Source organism: Prevotella multiformis DSM 16608, from assembly GCF_000191065.1.
Taxonomy (GTDB): domain Bacteria; phylum Bacteroidota; class Bacteroidia; order Bacteroidales; family Bacteroidaceae; genus Prevotella; species Prevotella multiformis.
The window spans coordinates 696,282-712,006 of sequence record NZ_GL872283.1 but is presented as its reverse complement, the minus strand read 5'-3'; the positions used below and the strand labels follow the sequence as shown (position 1 = coordinate 712,006).

Genomic DNA, 15,725 nt, shown 5'->3' with positions numbered 1-15,725 from the left:
ATTGTAAGACGATTTCCATGAGACCCGTCAGCCTGACAGCCCGGCCTCATAGAAATCGGTTCCACTCGTTTCAGTTCAGTTTAAACCGGATAGGAATACAGTAGTACACATCTACAGACTTTCCTTTGTTCTTCCCTGGATTCCATTTCGGCATTACAGAAACCACACGCAGTGCCTCCTTGTCAAGTGAAGGAGATATTGAACGCACGATGACAGGATCCTTCACCTCGCCCTGGGCTGTTACGATGAATTTCACAATCACGGTCCCCTGTTCCTTATTGCGTGCTGCATCAACAGGATATTTCATGTTCTGTACCAGCCATGCATTGACGCTCCCATTAAACGAAGGCATTTCTTCGGATACAGCATAGACCTTCCGGTCTCCTTCCTTCTGCTTCTGATCCGCCTGCTCCTCTTCAGATGCTTCCGTGGCTGCCTCATCATTCTCCACTGCGGGGGCTTCCGCCTCTGCTGTCAATGGTACGACACCCTCCGTCTCTGATTTCTCTTCTTTCCCGACAGGCAAATCCGCATTACCCATCTCAACCGCCATTGGCTTTTCTTTCTGAACCATCAATGGCTTGGATACTTGCCTGTTAACACTCACTGCGGTTGCAGGCCCGTTAGTTGTAACACTGGCGATTTCGCGTGCCACAATCTCTATGTTACTCACAACAAGCAGCATTACAGCCAACGGGACATAGAGTACATACTTTGCTTTTGCTACTCCATTGGTTCGTTTCTTGTTCATCATCTTAATACGTTTCTTAAGGGGTAAGACATTAAAATTATTTGATATTGTAGCTACATTCTTTCTATAAGCCAATCCCAACAGGTGGTATTGGTACTCCTTACTGTCTCGTCCTCCTGCCAGGACGTTATTATCAGCAAGAAACTCCAGGTTTAATCTCACTTCACGCTTCAGCAGCCAGGCAAATGGATTGACCCAGAAGACAATGGCAAACAGCTCTGCAAAGAGAATGTCAAGGGAATGGAGCTGTCTGCAATGTGCCCGCTCATGTGCGATTATCTCGTCCAATTCCAGCTGGCTGTGTCTCATTGGATTCAGAAATATCCAGTGGAAAAATGAGAAGGGTCCCTCATCCCCTTCTAACAGACAGACGTTTATGCCACACACTTCCGCCTTCTTGCACTTCCGCTTTAGCAGGACAATTGCAGACAACTGCCAAAGAAGGCGCAACAACAACACTGCAACTACCATGCTATAAGCCGTCATGGCGACAGCCTCCCAGCCAAATGAACCGTTATCACCCGGCGTAATGGTCACAATGGGAAGAATAATATCGGCATATTCGTTAGCCATGGAAACCACCCCAACGCTCTTGTTCAACCAATAAGAACAATTCAGTCCCGGTACCAAAACCGCAACGACATACATTCCCATCAGTGCTGCCCTTTTCCAAGAAAAAAAGGTGTCACTCGAAAACATTAGCTTGTAAAAGCCAAAAAGAATGACGAGTGCTATGTTTATCTTCAAAAAACAAATGCCCATAGCTTTTATATTTCAGGTGAATACCATTGTTTTGTTATATATTCAGGTTACATACTGTTCTGATAGCCTTAGCCGTTTCCTTTTTCTATCTCGTCGATAATCTCTTTCAAGTCTTCAGGAGAAATTTCTTCTTCTTTCGCAAAGAACGAAACCATCTCACGGAATGAATTCTTGAAGTAGTTGCTTACGAAGTTACGCATGAAGTCCGACTTGTACACTGACTGCGCAATCCGAGGTGTAAAATGGTAGGTAAGTCCCCGTTGCTCTGCATTCAGATAACCCTTCCGCTTCAGATTGTTCACCACGGAAGCTGTCGTTGTATAAGGAGGACGAGGCTCAGGCAATTGCTGAAGTATCTCCTTTGTCGTACATCTGCCCAGACGCCAGACTTGCAGCATTACCTCTTCTTCTTGTTTCGTCAGTTTTTCCATATTCAAATCATGTTTCATTAATCTGCCGCAAACTTACGATTATTTCGTAAGAAAGTCAAGTTTAAAGCGTTAAATAATACTAACAAGCGAATACTTTGATTTTATATATCAGCATAATACGAATTATTAGTAGCTTTAGTAGGTGACAGGAGGGGGGGCAGACGATGATTCGTGAAGTCAGTATGATCAATCATCAGAATGCTGCAAGGTAGAAAAAACAAACCTCAAAGAGTTTAGAAGGTTGTTGAAAAGGAAGATAAAAAAACAAGCAGTAAGGACATCTTTGCTCCTGTAACACGTGATAAAATCAACCCGAAATGAAGATGAGAACAGCAGAATAGTTCATAACGCAGGTTTTAATTCAACTTGCTGTCATTTTAACATCCTTTGCCAACAGGCTGTATATGAATATCTTGATTGTCATGGAAGAGTGACGGGAGTGACAGGAAAATTATTCTCGGAGCACCTGTCTGTCGACAGAAAACACACTCCCAGAAAAGACGAGCATATCGTGTTTCAAAAAATGCGCATCTTATTCTTCGAATACCCTTGTGTATGCAATCGTTGTTTCACCGCTGGTAACTTTATGTTCCAATTACATAATGATTGCAATATCACCCGGAATATCGAATGAAACTGAAAAAGAGGGTGTGTCAAAATGCAAATACCATTTTGATAATCTTACAGTTTGAAACAATTCATTAAAAAGGACCATTTCTGTACTCGATTTTGAGTAAAGAAATGGTCTTTTCTTTGCTTTTAGAGAAAACCTGCTTATAGTTTGAAAGTTGTCAAGTTATTAATTTGCATTTTGACACACCCTCTTTTCACCTGTATAATATGACTACAAATTAATCAACTCCATCACCTTGTCAACCGCTGCACTGACCCCATCGGCATCCTTTCCGCCGGCTTGTGCATAGTGTGGCTGACCGCCGCCGCCGCCCTTGATGAGCTTGGCAGCTTCACGGATTATCTTGCCGGCGTTCAGACCGTGCTCCTTCACCATGTCATCGCTGAGCATGATGGAAAGCTGCGGACGGTCCTCATAGACAGAGCCGAGGATGCAGACGAGTTTCTCGGGCAATGACTGGCGTACCTTGAAGACGATGTCCTTGGCTGAAGCAGGGTCGACAGGCAATACCGCCTTAATGACGTGTACACCGTCAACCATCTCGACACGTTCTGCCAATGTCTTTGCTGCACGGTCAACAGCCTGGGCACGGAACTTCTCGACTTCCCGCTTCATGGCATCGTTCTCCTCGACGAATCTGGTGAGGACTGCCTTGAGGTCTTTTGCATTGTTGAACATTGCCTTCAGGTCGCGCAGTGTGTCTTCGAGGACATAGATGGCATTCTCGCAGGTTTCGCCCGTCATCGCCTCGATACGGCGCACGCCGGCAGCCACGCTGCTCTCGCCGACAATCTTGAAGAAGCCGATGCGGCCGGTTGATGCGGCATGAATGCCACCGCAGAACTCGCAGCTCGGGCCGAAGCGGACGACGCGTACCTTGTCGCCGTACTTCTCACCGAAGAGGGCAACAGCTCCCATCTTCTTCGCTTCCTCCAGCGGTGTATCACGGTGCTCGTCCAGCGGATAGTCCTTGCGGATCATCTCATTGACAATCTTCTCCACCTGCCGGAGTTCCTCGTCGGTAATCTTCTGGAAGTGGGAAACATCGAAGCGAAGGGTATCAGGGCTGACATACGATCCCTTCTGTTCGGCATGCTCGCCCAGAACCTGCTTCAGCGCATAGTCCAGCAGGTGGGTCGCCGTATGGTTGGCAGCCGAGGCATCACGCTTCTCGGTGTCGACGCAGGCCATGAAGTCGGCCTCTACGTTCTTCGGCAGCTGCTTGACGATGTGAATGCTTTGGTTGTTCTCACGCTTGGTATCGATGACATTCACCGTCTCGTCCTCGCTGACAAGCACACCCTGATCGCCTACCTGACCACCCATCTCGCCGTAGAAAGGCGTATGATCCAGTACAAGCTCATAAAAGCTGTTTTTCTTCTGCGTCACCTTACGGTAACGGAGGATATGGCACTCGTATTCTGTATAATCATAGCCGACAAATTCCTGTTCGCCCTCACGCAGCACCTCCCAGTCACCGTTCTCAACGACAGCCGCATTGCGGGCACGTGCCTTCTGCTTTGCCATCTCCTCGTTGAACTGCTTCTCGTCAACGGTATAACCGTTCTCACCGCAGATCAGCTCGGTAAGATCGAGCGGGAATCCGTAGGTGTCGAAGAGGCGGAAAGCCTCCTTGCCGTCGAGTTCCTTCCTGCCGTGCGCCTTCAGCTCGTCCATAGCACCGTTCAGCAGTGTGATGCCCTTGTCCAGCGTGCGGAGGAACGAATCCTCTTCTTCCTTCATCACACGCCCGATCAGTTCACGCTGTGCGGCGAGTTCAGGGTAAGCCGCCCCCATCTCACGTACCAGTACATTCAAGAGCTTGTACATGAAGGCTTCTTTCTGTCCGAGGAACGTGTAGGCGTAACGCACGGCACGGCGCAGGATGCGGCGGATAACGTAACCGGCCTTGGCATTGCTGGGCAGCTGTCCGTCAGCGATCGAGAAGGCAACGGCACGCAGGTGGTCGGCAACGACACGCATGGCGATGTCTACCTTCTGCTCCTCGTTCACGCCCTCGCCGTTAGGACCTTCCGGGAAGGTGTGGCTGTACTTCCTGCCGGAGAGCCGCTCGATCTCGGCAATGACCGGTGTGAAGATATCCGTATCATAGTTGGAGTTCTTTCCCTGCATCAGGCGCACCAGACGCTCGAAGCCCATACCGGTATCAATCACGTGCATCTTCAGCGGTTCGAGACTGCCGTCAGCCTTGCGGTTGAACTGCATGAAGACAATGTTCCAGATTTCGATGACCTGCGGATGATCCTTGTTGACAAGTTCTTCACCGGGCACTTTCGCTTTCTCTTCCTCCGAACGGAAGTCGATATGAATCTCCGAGCAAGGCCCGCAAGGTCCCGTATCGCCCATCTCCCAGAAGTTGTCGTGCTTGTTGCCATTGACGATATGGTTCTTCGGGAAGTGCTTCTCCCAGTAGCCGGCCGCCTCGTCGTCACGACTGATGCCCTCTGCCTCGTCGCCTTCGAAAACCGTTACGTAAAGGTCTTTCGGGTCGAGATGGAGCACGTCGACGAGATATTCATAAGCGTAATCGATTGCGCCCTCCTTGAAGTAATCGCCGAAACTCCAGTTACCCAGCATCTCGAACATGGTGTGGTGGCTCAACGCCGCATCACGTCCCACCTCCTCCAGGTCGTTATGCTTGCCGCTCACACGCAGGCACTTCTGCGAATCGGTGCGGCGGCGAGGCTCCGGCTCCTTTGTTCCGAGGATAATATCTTTCCACTGGTTCATACCAGCATTGGTAAACATCAGCGTAGGGTCGTCCTTGATAACCATCGGAGCAGACGGTACGATAACATGTCCTTTCGACTCAAAGAACTTCAAGTAAGAGTCGCGGATTTCGTTTGCTGTCATCATCTTTATTTTGTTTTTAATTCAATTTTTCTATCTAAAATTGTTGCAAAGATACTGACTTTTGCGTATTTTTGCAAACAATTAGGCTGCTGAATACGCAAAAACTTCTCCTTGAGGAGCATACATCCGTTCTGTCCGACACCGATCCAGTGTAAATGATTGATTTAAAGGACAGAATGTACAAAACGAACAGGGTCGTCCGCAGACTAAGACAATCACAATTATGAATTGTGAATTATTATTTTTGAATGATTAAAGAAACAAGACATGGCAGAGAATCCGCATAAACTGTACTATTCTATCAAGGAAGTGGCACGACAGCTCAATGTCACGGAGAGTCTGCTGCGGTACTGGGAAACAGAGTTCCCACACCTCCGTCCGAAGACTACCGGCAACCGTGTGCGCCAGTACACAGAGAAAGACATCGAGCAGATCAAAGTCATCTACAACCTCGTCAAGGTACGCGGCTTCAAGATTGCCGCTGCCCGCAAGATGCTACAGGAGAACCGCAGCGGCGCAGACAAGAGCCAGAAGATAATGGAAAGCCTCATCTCTGTCCGCGACCAGCTGAAGGACCTCAAGAAACACCTGGACAGACTGGTATAGAATCGTCCCTGCCGGGACAGGACATATATGGACAAAGGCTCACAGAAGCTTTCACGCTTCCGTGAGCCTTTGTCGTTATTCTGTGCGACTATCCGTAAAGCCTTCAGAACAGTCATAGCATGGAAAAGTGAGTGAAAGGATATTTGCTCCCCTTGGAATCTATCCTCACCCACCTTCTAATATCCGATAATAACCTGTCAGATGATATTTATCAACCGGAAAACAAACGTAATCGGAAAAAAATGCGTAAGTTTGCAGATGGTAAAAAGCAATATGACATCTGCAATGACAGAGACCGACCATAACATATCCGACAAGAAGCTGCGGCTGACCATCCGGTTCGGCAGAAGTACGATGGCATTCGCCGTGGGTGCCCCGCAGGAAAACGGCATGCTCGTTTACGAACCTTACGAGATAAATGCGGGTATCTCCATGGCTGCTAACCTGCGTGAAGCCTTCACGGTCTCTGAACTGCTTCAGAGCGGGTACAAACGGGTACTGGCAGAGCTGGACGCACCGGTGATGCTCATGCCGGCAGATGAGTTCAAGACGCAGGATGCCGAGGCACTCTATCACCACACCTACCACCGGCAGGGCAATGAGGAGATCCTTTCCAGCGTACTGTCCGACCTGAATGCCGTTGCCGTCTTCTCCGTCAACAAAGACCTCAGACTCGTCATCGACGACCACTTCCAGGACATCCGCTTCCAACCGCTCATGCAGTCGGTCTGGACACATCTCTACCGACGCTCCTTCGCAGGACCGCGCCGGAAGCTCTACGCCTATTTCCATGAAAAAAAGATGGAGGTGTTCAGTTTCCAGCAGAACCGGTTCCGCTTCAGTAATTCATACGAAGCCACGCACGCACACGATGCCCTGTATTACCTTCTTTATATATGGAAGCTGACGGGGATGGATGCAGACAAGGACGAGCTGTATCTCATCGGCGACCCGCCACATCGGGACTGGCTCGTCGAGCATATCGGACAGTATCTGAAACTCTACAGGGTCGTCGACCCGGAAACCGACTTCGGCAACATTCCGCTGGCCGGGCGGAAGGAGATTCCTTACGATCTTAAGGCGATTTACCTGGGCTGACAGGAAAATATTCCCGACGGCCGGGAATACGGTTCCCAACCGTCGGGAACAGAAGTCCCAGGCCTCGGGAACACGAGTCCCGGACAGTCGGGAATATACCTGCCGGAAGCGGACAGACTTTTCTTAACCCCCACAACAAAAAACAATGCGAATCATCACAGGAAGATACAAAGGCAGACGCTTTGACATCCCACGCACTTTCAAGGCCCGCCCGACAACCGACTTCGCCAAAGAAAACATCTTCAATGTAATCAACGGCTACACCGACTGGGAAGAAACCACGGCACTCGACCTCTTTGCAGGTACAGGGAGCATCTCCCTGGAGCTTCTCTCACGGGGCTGTCCGCAGGTGGTGAGCGTCGAAAAAGACCGCGACCATGCCCGCTTCATCAGTCAGTGCATGGAGAAAATCGGCACGGAAAACCATGTGCTGATAAAAGGAGATGTCTTCCGTTTCCTGAAGAGCTGTCACCAGCAGTTCGACCTCGTCTTCGCCGATCCGCCTTACGCACTGCCCGAGCTTCCTACCCTCCCCGACCTCATCTTCCAATACGGACTCTTGAAAGAAGACGGACTGCTTGTCTTTGAGCATGGCAAACACGACGACTTCTCCACCCATCCGCATTTCCTCGAACACAGGAGTTATGGCAGCGTGAACTTCACGTTGTTCAAGTAAACAATCAGTCCAGACCGGTTCGGAAAATCACCTTTGCAGTCCTTTCCCTTTCAGGCAGACAGACTCTCCTTCCGGTGTATGCGACTGAAAGTGAAACCGGAATATGCCGTATAAAACCAAAAGGGACAAAGGGCTGACAATGTCCATGCAGGCAAAAGTTCAATGGGGACTTTCAGGACATCCTTTACAATAACGGGCTCAGCAGCCTGACCATCGACTCCCACAACCGCTGGAGGAAAGACCGGTGGGTAAGGTTGCGCACATCCTCCAGGGCGACGCTCTCCGCCTGGTCGTTGAGAAAGATCGTCTTCACCTTCAAGGCAATCTCCCTGTCATAGAAGAAAGCATTGGATTCAAAATCGTTCTCAAAGCTACGGAAATCCACATTCGTGGATCCGATGGTAGCCACCGCATCGTCAGAGACAAGAAGCTTCGAATGGTTGAAGCCGGCCTTATAGAGATACACCTTCACCCCCGCCTTCACCGTCGCCGTCACATACGAACGTGATGCCCACTCCACAATCTTCGTATCCGTCTCGTAGGGCACCATCAGCCTTACGTCAACGCCCGACAGTGCCGCTGTACGCATGGCGAAAAGAATGGGGTCGGTCGGCAGGAAATACGGTGTCTCCATATAGACATAACGCTTTGCACTGGCAAGGACGCTGACATAACCCTGTTCTATCTCCGGCCAGAGACTCGTCGGACTGCTTGTCACAATCTGCACAAGACAGTCGTTGTCCCCTACCCTGCTTGCCGGATAATAACCGCGGTCGGTGATCAGCGACTGGCTCACGAAGAACCAGTCTACCAGAAAGGCGCGCTGCAGCCCGTAGACAGCAGCACCTGTTATCCGCACATGGGTGTCGCGCCATGCCAGTTTTCCGAATCCCTTCACGTAGCGCATGGCGATGTTCATGCCTCCGATAAAGCCCACCTCGCCGTCGATGACACAGATCTTGCGGTGGTTGCGGTAGTTCACTTTGCTTGTAAAGACCGGGAATCGGACGGGCATGAAGGGATAAACCTCTATGCCCTCGGCCCGCATACGGTCGAAAAATCGGTTTTTCGTCTTCCATGAGCCTACATCATCGTAGATGACACGCACCTCCACGCCCTGCCGCGCCTTGTCAATCAGAGCATCAGCGACAATCCGCCCCAGCGGGTCGTCGACAATGATGAAAGTGTCCAGATGAATATGGTGCTCGGCCTTTCCGACCTCCATCAGCAGGGACGGGAAGAACTCATAGCCGGATGTATAGATCTCCGCCTCGTTGTTCTTAAACGGCAAGGCCCAGTTCTGGTTCATGAAGAGATTGATGAGCGTACGGTACGCATCTGGCAGATGAAGCCGTTTCTGTTCAACGAACTCCAGCATGGACCGCTTCGTCAGCTGGTCCATGCTGTGCTGCCATATCTTGCGCTCCTTGCGGGTGATCTGCCCGAAGAAGAAGTAAAGGATGATGCCCAGCAGAGGGATGAAGGTCAGCACCAGCATCCACGCCATCGTCTTGGCCGGCTGCCGGTTGTCCATCAGCACACGGATCATCGCAATGACGATGACCGCCGTGTAGAGAACCAGGAAAATCCAATGAACATAAAACATCCTTACCCTCCTCTCGCTTTACTTGTCTTTCCTTCCGCCCTCCCGGTCAGTCTGCCGCCCTTCCCGCAGGTGCCGGATATAAGCCAGTTCACCCAATGCGAAGTCGCTGCTGTCCGGGTCGCTGACCATCCGGCGGAGCAGTTTCTCCGCCTCATCCAGCCGCCGCATCTCCACCAGCACATAAGCCTTCCGCCGGTAAAGAAACCGCAGGAACGAGCGCAGCGACGGGTCTATTTCCTCCTCCTCGTCCTCCGGGAGGGAGCCGCGCAGCTCGTTCAGGAGACCGTCAATGCACCCCAGCGAGCGGAAATCGCCCATACTGACCATGCAGTTCACATATTCCTCGGCATAGACGGAGCGGTTCAGCCCCAGGGTGAACGTCAGGTAATAATAGGCCTGCTCATACTGCCGCAGCTCATCATAGCAGAAGCCCAGCATGAAACAGACCTCGAAGAACACGTCCCGTTCAGTCTTGCCCAGCCGGTAGAAGGCAGCGTACAGCAGCCGGAAGGCATTCTCCAGACTGGCTATGGCCTCATAGTAACGCTTCTGCCGGTAGAGCGCACGGCCGCGATAGACAAACCGGCCGGCCTCCATGTCCACCACGTCGGCTATCGCCCGCTGCTCTTCCGTGAGCTGCCGCGCCGCGCCATTGGCCATCTTGCTCTTGGCTTCCTTCCACATGTAGACGAACTCGTCCTGCAGCTGCTTCGTGCTGCGGAGGTCGTATGCCAGCAGGGCCGAACGCGCCTGTGCCTGCTGCTCCTTTGAGCGCATCGGCCTGCCCGGCGCCGCCTGCAAAGGCAACAATGTGGCGACGACCTGATAGTAGAGCACCGCTTCGCAGCTGTCGGTCTGCTGGAGGCTGAAGGTCATGTGCCGGCGTACCGTGGGATGGGACGGAAGGAAAAACACCAGGTCGAGCATCGCCTTCGGACGGACGAAAGCGCCGCCGGCAATCAATGCGTCTGCCAGATCATAACCGGCGATCGCCTCCCTGTCATGGAGCACCGTCAGCCGGTCCGTCACCACCGTCAGTTCCGAGAAGACGACGTCTACCATGCCGAACGCCTTTTCCATCCACTGGGCCAGCGCCGCCGGCTCCTTGTCGTTATGCCGCCATCCCGGCGCCGTCTGCTGGTGGGACAGTTCCTGTTCGCGCAGGAGGAAGAAGTCGCGCGACAGATCGTTCACGGCACGTTCTATGTCATTGGTATCCGCATTCTTCGCATCCGTCTTCATCTCGTTCAGGCTCCGTACGAACGCACTCTGCCAGCCGAACGAGTCGATCATTGCAGAAGAAAGAACATCCTTGGCACGGTCTTCGTCCAGCAGCAGTGTCGTCAAGATATGCAGATCGATGATATTCGTCTTTTCGTTGATGGTGTAGCAGAAACGCGGCCCGTCAGAATTGAGGTTGAACTGGTTGCACACATGGCGGACCGTATTCAGGTCGTTCATACCGGCTTCGGCGAAAAACAGGAACGAAAGTTCCACCTGGGGATGCTGCCTGGAGAGATGGATGCCGAAGTGCCCGCTCTGGAAGTCAAAGCGCACCATCGCCGTGTCCTTATCCTCCTGCCATTCCCCTGTGCAGTTGAGGGCCTTCAGGGCCTTCGACACGATCCGCCTGTTGGATTCCAGCGTGAGGCTTGAAAGCCGGAGAGGCTGTCTGAGAATTTTTCTTATCTTGTCTATCATACCAGAATATCGCTACCTAATTTCTTTGCCAGTTTGTTGCGGAGGGTCTGCATCTTCATGATTTCCTCCATGGTCTTCGTCATCTCCTCGGGATCCTTCGTCTGCAGCAGCCGTGCATTGAGTTCTTTCAGGTGGGACGAGACATAATCAAGGCGGAAGTCGGCTATGAGGTGTACCACACGGTCGCACAGGGTCTTTTCCGTCTCCTTCACCTGCAGGCTCTCCGAGAGCTGGAAGCGGTCGACACCGAGTTTCACGGCCGCAGATGCGATCTGGATGTCGGCATGCTGCATGAAGTATTCCTCCGCCCTGAAATTCTCCTCCCCGCTGTGTTCCACCGCCTCCCGGAGCATTCTCGTATAAAGCGGATCGGAGAAGCCGAGATTGTCACTGCCGAGGTCGAAGGCGATGTACTGCGCCACGGTCAGACTGTACAGCTGTCCGCTTGCCTCGTCCTTCACGTCACGGAAGATGATCTTCTCACCGTCTCTGACGATGACCTGCATGAGCATCTGTTCCACCTGCGGCACCTGCGGGACAGGTACCGAGGCCTGCCCATCCGTCTGCTGCTGCTGCAAGGCCGCTGCCCGTTGCTGCTGTTCGCGCGTCTGCTGTTCCCGGTCGGAATAGATGTTACGGTTCATCTGCTCCATCAACGTACGCTCCGACACGCCGGTGCGGTTGGCGCACTCACGGATGTAGGTGTCACGGAGTATCGGATCCTTGATGACAGAGACGCTCCGGACGATCGAACTGACGGCTTCCGAACGCTTGACGGGATCGGTAACGCCATTGAGCAGGACGTTGATCTTGAAGACGATGAAATCCGTCTGGTTGTCTTCTATATACCTTCTGAAATCCTCCGCACTGTGACTGCGTGCGAACTCATCGGGATCTTTGCCGTCAGGCAGCAGCAGCACCTTCACGTTCATGCCTTCCGACAGCAGCATGTCCGTGCCCCGCAGGGCGGCATGCTGCCCTGCGGCATCACCGTCATAGAGCAGAACAATGTTGGATGTGAAGCGGTGCAGGAGGCGGATCTGGTGCACGGAGAGCGCCGTCCCGCTGTTGGCGACGACATTCTCGATGCCGCACTGGTGCATGGAAACGACATCCGTATATCCTTCGACCATATAGACGAGGTCGTACTTGGCAATGGCTTTCTTCGCCTGGAAGATACCATACAGCTCGCGTTCCTTGTGATAGATGACACTGTCGGGAGAGTTGACATACTTCTGGCTCACTCCTTTCGTGCGAGCATCCAGCAGACGGCCGCCGAAAGCCGTCACCTTACCGCTCACACCTATCCACGGGAACATCACACGCCCATTGAAACGGTCGACGAGTTCTCCGTTCTCCCGCTCAAAGCACAGGCCTGTCTTGACCAGAAAATCCCTCTGGAAGCCGGCCTTCAAGGCGGCATCGGCAAAGGCATGACGGCCCGACAGGCAGAAACCCAGCCGGAACTTCCGGATAATGTCGTCTCTGAAGCCGCGGCTGCGGAAATACTGCATACCGACGGCCATGCCGTCCACGTCATTGTGCAGGATGTCCTCAAAGTACTTCACGGCCCATTCATTGACCAGAAACATCGATTCCCGCTCATTCTCCTGCTGCTTCTCTTCCGTTGTGAGTTCCCGCTCGTGTACCTCGATGTGATATTTGTTGGCAAGCCACTTCAAGGCCTCGGGGTAGGTCATCTGCTCATGCTCCATGATGAACTTCACCACATTGCCCGCCGCACCGCATGAAAAGCATTTGTAAACGCCTCTCACCGGGCTGACGGAGAACGACGGTGTACGGTCGTCATGGAAAGGGCACAAGCCTTTGTAGCTTGTCCCCGCCTTGCGTAAAGAAACGAAATCGCTGATTACCTCAACGATGTTCGCCGCATTCATAATCCTGTCTACGGTAGGTCTGTCAATCATTATGCCACAAATTTAGATAAAATTCCCGAACTATAAGCCAGTCGGATGAAGAAAATGTTTTCCTTTAAAGGAAAGATAACAGAAACCGATGATAAGACAAAACAAGAACAGAAAAAAAACAGCACCGGTCAGGCTGACATGTTCCCGACCGGTCGGGAATGCGGTTCCCGACGTCTGGTAACTGGATTCCCAAGGCTTGGGAATGGGATTCCCGGATAGTCGGGAAGCGGCGGGCCGGCAGCCGTAGGACAGGAGGTCGACTTCGTGTGATGTCGATACGGCTGGCGGAAGTTCTCGCCCGATCGGTTCCAAGGGCGTGACGGCAGGACGGTTTTTACGGCTTTTATTTGTTTGTTTTGCAAAAAAACAGTACTTTTGCCATCAAACACGTGACAGAATTTCTAAACAACACATTATTATATTTATGAGTTTGAAAATCGTTGTACTTGCCAAGCAGGTACCTGACACAAGAAACGTGGGGAAGGATGCCATGACAGCCGAGGGAACGGTGAACCGTGCCGCACTGCCTGCCATCTTCAACCCGGAAGACCTGAACGCACTGGAGCAGGCGCTCAGGCTGAAGGAACAGAACCCGGGATCTACCGTGGGGATACTGACCATGGGGCCTCCACGTGCCGGCGAGATTATCCGCCAGGGACTCTATCGCGGCGCCGATACCGGCTGGCTGCTGACCGACCGCAAGTTTGCAGGTGCTGACACGCTGGCTACATCCTATGCACTGGCTACGGCCGTGAAGAAAATCGGCGATGTAGACATCGTCATCGGCGGACGTCAGGCGATTGACGGCGACACGGCACAGGTGGGTCCGCAGGTCGCACAGAAACTGGGACTCAACCAGGTTACTTACGCCGAGGAAATCCTTAAGATTGAGGACGGCAAGGCTACAATCCGCCGCCACATCGACGGAGGTGTTGAGACCGTCGTGGCACCGCTGCCGGTGCTTGTCACGGTAAACGGCACCGCTGCTCCAGCCCGTCCCTGCAATGCCCGTCTCGTGATGAAGTACAAGTATGCTACCTGTCCGATGGAACGAAAGGGCGATGAGCCTTGGACACAACTCTACGAGGAGCGTCCTTACCTGACCCTGAACCAGTGGTCGGTAGCCGATGTTGACGGCGACGAGGTTCAGTGCGGCCTGTCCGGTTCGCCTACAAAGGTGAAGTCAGTACAGAACATCGTCTTCCAGGCCAAGGAGAGCAAGACGCTCACCGGCTCGGACGAGGATGTAGAGGGGCTCGTAAAGGAACTGTTAGGAGAGAAGATTATTGGATAAAAAAGCCTGAACAACGAACCAACCAACCGGCCAACGAACCGGCCCCTCCCCCATCCCCTCCCCCCAAAGGGAGGGGCGTAGAATGTCCTATTGCTGAATATCATCTTACTGAATATTAACTATAGGATATTTGCTACTGAAAAGTATGTGGGGACAAGAAGTTTTCCGACTTTCGAAAAGCCAGTTGCACCTGTAGCAAATGATACATTTCACTCCCCTCCCTTTTGGGGAGGGGCAAGGGGGAGGGGCTGATTGGGACTGGTTGATTGGCTGATTGGTCGAACATTTGATTTATGAACAACGTATTTGTATATTGCGAAATAGAGGAAACCACCGTACAGGAGGTTTCACAGGAGCTGCTGACCAAGGGTCGCAAGCTCGCAAACGAGTTAGGCGTGGAACTCCACGCCATTGTTGCCGGCAGCGGTATCAAGGGGAAAGTGGAAGACCAGATTCTTCCCTACGGTGTAGACAAGCTGTTTGTCTTCGACGGCGAGGGGCTCTTCCCCTACACGTCGGCACCGCACACGGACATTCTGGTGAACCTGTTTAAAGAGGAGAAGCCGCAGATCTGCCTGATGGGGGCTACCGTAATCGGCCGTGACCTCGGCCCGCGTGTATCGTCCTCACTGACCAGCGGACTGACAGCCGACTGTACACAGCTTGAAATCGGCGACTACGACGACAAGAAAGCCGGCAGGCATTACGAGCGCCTGCTCTATCAGATCCGTCCTGCCTTCGGCGGCAACATCGTGGCGACCATCGTCAACCCTGACCACCGTCCGCAGATGGCGACCGTCCGCTCGGGTGTCATGCAGAAGGCTCTCTATGAGGGCAAGGCAAAGGGCGAGGTTGTCTATCCTGATGTAGCGAAGTATGTACCTGAGGTGGACTATGTGGTAAAGGTCATCGACCGTCATGTCGAGCCTGCACAGAACAACCTCAAGGGTGCGCCGATCGTTGTTGCCGGCGGCTACGGTGTCGGCTCAAAGGAAGGTTTCGACCTGCTCTTCAAGCTGGCAAAGGAACTCCATGGAGAAGTAGGTGCCAGCCGTGCCGCCGTGGATGCAGGCTGGGCTGACCATGACCGCCAGATCGGACAGACCGGTGTCACCGTCCACCCGAAGGTGTACATCGCCTGCGGCATCTCCGGCCAGATCCAGCACATTGCCGGTATGCAGGACAGCGGCATCATCATCTCCATCAACAACGACCCCGACGCTCCCATCAATGCCATTGCCGACTATGTCATCAATGGTACCGTTGAGGAGGTAGTGCCGAAGCTGATAAAATATTATAAGCAGAACAGTAAGTAACGGCCCCTCCCCCGGCCCCTCCCCAAGAGGGAGGGGAGTGAAATGTAC

Annotated in this window: 11 protein-coding genes; 5 read left to right on the top strand and 6 right to left on the bottom strand. The window is 52.6% G+C overall.

What is annotated here, in order from left to right; all coding sequences use genetic code 11:
• Positions 1-70: 70 nt before the first annotated feature.
• From HMPREF9141_RS08205 to alaS, 3 genes are all read right to left on the bottom strand, one after another.
• On the bottom strand, positions 71-1,513 hold the full coding sequence (locus tag HMPREF9141_RS08205) for a M56 family metallopeptidase (protein ID WP_007368202.1): 1,443 nt from the start codon (positions 1,511-1,513) through the stop codon (positions 71-73).
• Between the two features lie 68 nt (positions 1,514-1,581).
• On the bottom strand, positions 1,582-1,944 hold the full coding sequence (locus HMPREF9141_RS08200) for a BlaI/MecI/CopY family transcriptional regulator (protein WP_040554996.1): 363 nt from the start codon (positions 1,942-1,944) through the stop codon (positions 1,582-1,584).
• An 844-nt stretch (positions 1,945-2,788) separates the two neighbouring features.
• A complete protein-coding gene (gene alaS / locus HMPREF9141_RS08195; protein WP_007368199.1) occupies positions 2,789-5,455 on the bottom strand; it encodes an alanine--tRNA ligase in 2,667 nt (888 codons plus the stop codon).
• Positions 5,456-5,719: 264 nt separating this feature from the next.
• Here alaS and HMPREF9141_RS08190 point away from each other — a divergent pair, with 264 nt between their 5' ends.
• The 3 genes from HMPREF9141_RS08190 to HMPREF9141_RS08180 all read left to right on the top strand — a co-directional run bounded on the left by HMPREF9141_RS08190 (position 5,720) and on the right by HMPREF9141_RS08180 (position 7,832).
• The gene (locus HMPREF9141_RS08190; protein WP_004351708.1) at positions 5,720-6,058 is read left to right on the top strand and encodes a MerR family transcriptional regulator; all 339 of its coding nucleotides are present in this window, start codon (positions 5,720-5,722) and stop codon (positions 6,056-6,058) included.
• A gap of 201 nt (positions 6,059-6,259) precedes the next feature.
• Positions 6,260-7,156 carry a DUF3822 family protein gene (locus HMPREF9141_RS08185; RefSeq protein ID WP_007368198.1) on the top strand — a complete coding sequence of 299 codons (897 nt, stop codon included), beginning with the start codon at positions 6,260-6,262 and terminating at the stop codon, positions 7,154-7,156.
• 145 nt (positions 7,157-7,301) lie between these two features.
• The gene (locus HMPREF9141_RS08180) at positions 7,302-7,832 is read left to right on the top strand and encodes an RsmD family RNA methyltransferase (protein WP_007368197.1); all 531 of its coding nucleotides are present in this window, start codon (positions 7,302-7,304) and stop codon (positions 7,830-7,832) included.
• Between the two features lie 184 nt (positions 7,833-8,016).
• Here HMPREF9141_RS08180 and cls read toward each other — a convergent pair whose 3' ends face one another.
• From cls to dnaG, 3 genes are read right to left on the bottom strand one after another with little or no spacing between them, the layout of a single operon-like run.
• Positions 8,017-9,438: a cardiolipin synthase gene (gene cls / locus HMPREF9141_RS08175; protein ID WP_007368195.1), complete on the bottom strand. Its 1,422-nt coding sequence runs from the start codon at positions 9,436-9,438 to the stop codon at positions 8,017-8,019.
• 18 nt (positions 9,439-9,456) lie between these two features.
• Positions 9,457-11,139 (bottom strand): hypothetical protein, encoded by a 1,683-nt coding sequence (locus tag HMPREF9141_RS08170; protein ID WP_007368194.1) that lies wholly within the window; start codon positions 11,137-11,139, stop codon positions 9,457-9,459.
• Complete coding sequence (gene dnaG / locus HMPREF9141_RS08165) at positions 11,136-13,067, bottom strand: DNA primase (protein WP_007368193.1); 1,932 nt, start codon at positions 13,065-13,067, stop codon at positions 11,136-11,138. Before dnaG ends, HMPREF9141_RS08170 begins: the two co-directional genes overlap by 4 nt.
• A 424-nt stretch (positions 13,068-13,491) precedes the next feature.
• On the opposite strand from dnaG, the gene HMPREF9141_RS08160 reads away from it, so the two are divergent.
• Positions 13,492-14,361: an electron transfer flavoprotein subunit beta/FixA family protein gene (locus HMPREF9141_RS08160; RefSeq protein ID WP_004351705.1), complete on the top strand. Its 870-nt coding sequence runs from the start codon at positions 13,492-13,494 to the stop codon at positions 14,359-14,361.
• A gap of 293 nt (positions 14,362-14,654) precedes the next feature.
• Positions 14,655-15,677 (top strand): electron transfer flavoprotein subunit alpha/FixB family protein, encoded by a 1,023-nt coding sequence (locus HMPREF9141_RS08155; protein ID WP_007368191.1) that lies wholly within the window; start codon positions 14,655-14,657, stop codon positions 15,675-15,677.
• Positions 15,678-15,725 lie beyond the last annotated feature (48 nt).

Bases quoted from the DNA above. Each gene is read 5' to 3' on its own strand.
- HMPREF9141_RS08205 (WP_007368202.1), bottom strand. From the start codon at position 1,513: ATGGGCATTTGTTTTTTGAAGATAAACATAGCACTCGTCATTCTTTTT.
- HMPREF9141_RS08200 (WP_040554996.1), bottom strand. From the start codon at position 1,944: ATGGAAAAACTGACGAAACAAGAAGAAGAGGTAATGCTGCAAGTCTGG.
- alaS (WP_007368199.1), bottom strand. From the start codon at position 5,455: ATGATGACAGCAAACGAAATCCGCGACTCTTACTTGAAGTTCTTTGAG.
- HMPREF9141_RS08190 (WP_004351708.1), top strand. From the start codon at position 5,720: ATGGCAGAGAATCCGCATAAACTGTACTATTCTATCAAGGAAGTGGCA.
- HMPREF9141_RS08185 (WP_007368198.1), top strand. From the start codon at position 6,260: ATGATATTTATCAACCGGAAAACAAACGTAATCGGAAAAAAATGCGTA.
- HMPREF9141_RS08180 (WP_007368197.1), top strand. From the start codon at position 7,302: ATGCGAATCATCACAGGAAGATACAAAGGCAGACGCTTTGACATCCCA.
- cls (WP_007368195.1), bottom strand. From the start codon at position 9,438: ATGTTTTATGTTCATTGGATTTTCCTGGTTCTCTACACGGCGGTCATC.
- HMPREF9141_RS08170 (WP_007368194.1), bottom strand. From the start codon at position 11,139: ATGATAGACAAGATAAGAAAAATTCTCAGACAGCCTCTCCGGCTTTCA.
- dnaG (WP_007368193.1), bottom strand. From the start codon at position 13,067: ATGATTGACAGACCTACCGTAGACAGGATTATGAATGCGGCGAACATC.
- HMPREF9141_RS08160 (WP_004351705.1), top strand. From the start codon at position 13,492: ATGAGTTTGAAAATCGTTGTACTTGCCAAGCAGGTACCTGACACAAGA.
- HMPREF9141_RS08155 (WP_007368191.1), top strand. From the start codon at position 14,655: ATGAACAACGTATTTGTATATTGCGAAATAGAGGAAACCACCGTACAG.